Annotated in this window: 4 protein-coding genes; 1 reads left to right on the forward strand and 3 read right to left on the reverse strand. The window is 72.1% G+C overall.

What is annotated here, in order from left to right; genetic code table 11:
* A partial coding sequence (locus tag KBX39_RS34260) for a transposase family protein (RefSeq protein WP_369010125.1) occupies positions 1 to 299 on the reverse strand: 299 nt, incomplete at its 3' end.
* Between the two features lie 264 nt (positions 300 to 563).
* Here KBX39_RS34260 and KBX39_RS26520 point away from each other — a divergent pair.
* On the forward strand, positions 564 to 1,085 hold the full coding sequence (locus tag KBX39_RS26520) for a DinB family protein (protein WP_210873064.1): 522 nt from the start codon (positions 564 to 566) through the stop codon (positions 1,083 to 1,085).
* Between the two features lie 12 nt (positions 1,086 to 1,097).
* Here KBX39_RS26520 and KBX39_RS26525 read toward each other — a convergent pair whose 3' ends face one another.
* On the reverse strand, positions 1,098 to 1,418 hold the full coding sequence (locus tag KBX39_RS26525) for a multidrug efflux SMR transporter (protein ID WP_043325054.1): 321 nt from the start codon (positions 1,416 to 1,418) through the stop codon (positions 1,098 to 1,100).
* Positions 1,419 to 1,462: 44 nt separating this feature from the next.
* The coding region (locus tag KBX39_RS26530) for a glycoside hydrolase family 9 protein (RefSeq protein ID WP_210873066.1) at positions 1,463 to 3,544 on the reverse strand (2,082 nt) is incomplete at its 5' end.

Genomic DNA, 3,544 nt, shown 5'->3' on the forward strand with positions numbered 1-3,544 from the left:
GCCCCATGCCGAGCCCACGGCACTGCCGCGACCACAACCCCGTGCTCCGGACACGACACCCGCGGCACGTGCGCCTCGATCACCGCTCGCACCACGCCCAGATCCAACGCCCGCCACCGACGACGAACCCCAGCGTCATAGCGGGCACACCGCCGACGACAGTGCGGACACCGCCGCGACGCGCCCTTACGCACCCGCACCCGAGCCACCACCACCGACTCGACCGGATCGAACTCCACGCCCTCGACAACCGCCTGCTCGACCCCGAGCAGCCCAGCCCATACCCTGGCAGAACGCACGCCGTTCTCCCGCCCATCAAGTTCTGACCTTCGACAAGCCAGAACCTAGGCAGGACAACGGCGTGCGCCATCAACGACGCGCCCAACCACCCACAGACACGTCACAAGACCCATATTTATGCCTCACAGTCATATCGTTTTTTGGATGTTCCTTGTTCTCGCCACGACACGCCGGGCCGCCACGTCGCGAGGGGCGTCGTCGCGAGGCGGGCCGGGAGCGGTTAACCGGTCGACCGCGGGCGTGGGCCGTGCCACGATCGCGCGATGCCTGCCTCCGTGACCGGCCTGCTGCGCTGGCAGTTCGACCTGACCTGGGCGCTCGCCGAGTACCACTTCGACCGGCTGGAGCCGGCGGATTTCCTCTGGGAGCCGGCCGCGCTGTGCTGGACCATGCGCCCCGGCCGGGGCGGCGGGTGGCGTCCCGACTGGGCCGACACCGAGCCGGACCCGGTCCCGGCGCCCACGATCGGGTGGCTGACCTGGCACATCGGCTGGTGGTGGTCGGTCGCGACCGACCACGTGCGGCAGCGCCCGGCGCGGGAACGCGACGGCATCCGCTGGCCCGGGCCGGGCGCGGAGACGGTCGCCTGGCTGCGGGAACTGCGGACGGAGTGGACTGAAGCGCTGGACGGGCTGGCCGAGTCCGACCTGGACCGGCCGTCCGCGTACCCCTGGCCCGCCGACGCCGGTCTCACCGTGACGCACCTGGCCGCGTGGGTGAACGCCGAGCTGATGAAGAACGTGGCCGAGATCGGGCAGCTCCGGCTGCTGCGCGCGGCGGCCTGAGCCGGGTGGCGCTCAGTGCGCGCCGCCGAGGTTGAGCACCACCACCCCGGCGATGACCAGCCCCGCCCCGATCACCTTCGCCACGCTCAGCGGCTCGCCCAGGAACGCCGCGCCGATCGCCATGATGGCGGCGGTGCCGAGGCCGGACCAGACGGCGTACGCGACGCCGACCGGGATGTCCTTCACCGCCAGCGAGAGCAGCCCGAACGCGGACAGGTACGCCACCGCCAGGCCCAGTGTGGGCCAGAGCCGGGTGAAACCGTCTGTGGCCTTGAGCAGGCTCGTGCCGATCACCTCGGCGGTGATCGCGCCGAGCAGGAAGAGGTACGCCATCGCAGGACCGTACCCGGTCCTGCGATGGCGTCCGGTCAGCTCGGTCAGGAGACCGTGCAGGCCTTCCCGTTCAGGGTGACCAGCCCCGGATCCGGGTTCGGGAACCGGGACGCGGTGCCGTTGAAGCCGAACGTGGTGGACGCGCCCGGCGCCAGCTTCGCGTTCCAGGACAGGTTCTTCGCGGTGACCGTGGCGCCGCTCTGGCCGAGCTGCGCCGACCAGGCGTGGTCCACCTTCTGGTCGCCGAGGAACGCCCACCGCAGGCTCCACCCGTTCACCGCCGTCGTGCCGGTGTTGCGCACCGTCACCTGGGTGGTGAAGCCGGACGGCCAGCTCCCGTGCGTGGTGTAGGTGACCGCGCAGGACGGCGCCGGCACCGCGCCGGCGTCACCCTGGTCGGCCAGGAACGACGCGAGCCACGCCAGCGCCGAGTTCCAGTTGATCGCCACCTCGTTCGTCGCGTACGAGTTGATGTCGTCGACGTAGCAGAACATCGGCGCGCATCCGGCGAGCAGGTTCGCCGCGAACGGGTCCTGCAGCGCGGCGTTCGGGCCACCGGCGAGCGAGCCGGCCGGCGGGCGCGGCAGGTCCGGGTTCAGCTGGTGGCCGAAGATCCGGCTGTGCTGGTTGCGGGCGTGCTGCTCGCCCCACCCGGTCACGTACGACATGTTCAGCGCGTTGCGGCCGAACAGGTAGTCGGCGGCCTGCACCGCGCCGTCCCGGTACTTCGCGTCCCGGCTCAGGTCGAACGCGGTGGCCAGCACGATCGCGTTGTTCACCAGGTTGCTGTTGCTGCCCCAGACGTACGCGTCGGCGCTGCCCGGGAACGGCAGCCCGTACGCCTGACCGGCGATCGTGGCCAGGTAGCTGTCGGCGGCGGCGGTGATCGACTCGCGGATCCGGGTCTTCTCCGCGGCGGGCAGCGTGTTCGGCACGGTGGCCAGGTCCAGGCGGCCCAGCGCGGCGACGCTCTGCCAGCCGAACGCGCCGTTCGGGGCGAACACGTCGGCGGTGTGCAGCGGCGAGCCGGTGACGTCGGCCAGGTACGCCTTGTCGCCGGTGGTCAGCCACAGCTCGACCGCGGCCCAGTAGAACTCGTCGCTGACGTTGGAATCGTCGTACGCGCCGCCGCCGGTGCCGTCGCTGGCCGAGGCGTAGATCGCCGGGTGCTCCTTGGCCGCCGCGTACGCGGTCTTCGCGGCGGTGCCGCAGCGCGCGGCGAAGGCGGCGTCGTACGGGGCGTACAGGCGCTGGCACTGCGCGGCGACGGCGGCCAGGTTCAGCGTGGCGGCGGTGGACGGCGCGTGCAGCTCACGCGGCTCCGGGTCGTCCTGGGGCTGCAGCGGCAGGCCGGTCCAGTTCCGGTCGTGGATCTTGTGGTGGACCATCCCGGCCAGCGGCTTGCCGGCCGGCACCTGCATGCGCAGCAGGAACTCCAGCTCCCAGCGGGCCTCGTCGAGCACGTCCGGCACGTCGTTGCCGCGTTCGGGTAGCCGCAGCGTGGAGTCGCCCAGGGCGGCGCCGCCGTCGGCGGTCTCGGCGGTCTTGGTCCGCTCGAAGGTGCTCAGGAGCTGGTAGGTGGCGATGCCGCCGTTGACCACGTACTTGCCGTGGTCGCCCGCGTCGTACCAGCCGCCGCGCACGTCCAGCGAGTAGTCGCAGACGCCGGCCTGGCACGGCACGTCGGTGTCGCCCTGGTTCGGCGCGACGCCGAGGTGACCGGCCGGGCGGGCGTACTCCTCGCCGATCAGGTCGCCGTCGATCTCGATGCCGCTGCGCTGGGCGTAGAAGAACTGCAGCGAGTCGGCGCGCAGCCGGTCGTAGAGCGTGCCGGAGATGTCGAACGGGTGGCTGGTCTCGCCGTCGACGGTGAGCGTGTAGCCGGTGCCCGGCTTGCGGTACGCGGAGAAGTCGACGGTCTGCACGTTCTGCCCGGAGGCGGCGTCGGTGCCGCGCGGCGTGGTCTTCCCGCTGGCGACCACCGCGCCGCTGCCCGACTTCAGCTGCCAGGGCAGCGCGTCGGTGGCCTCGGTGACCACAGTCGCGTGCTTCGGCCCGCCGGGCAGGTAGCCGACCTGGTTGACCCGGACCCGGGGCCCGGTGTCCGGCTCGTACGGCGGCGCCGG

The organism is Micromonospora sp. D75, from assembly GCF_018070405.1.
GTDB lineage: Bacteria > Actinomycetota > Actinomycetes > Mycobacteriales > Micromonosporaceae > Micromonospora > Micromonospora chalcea.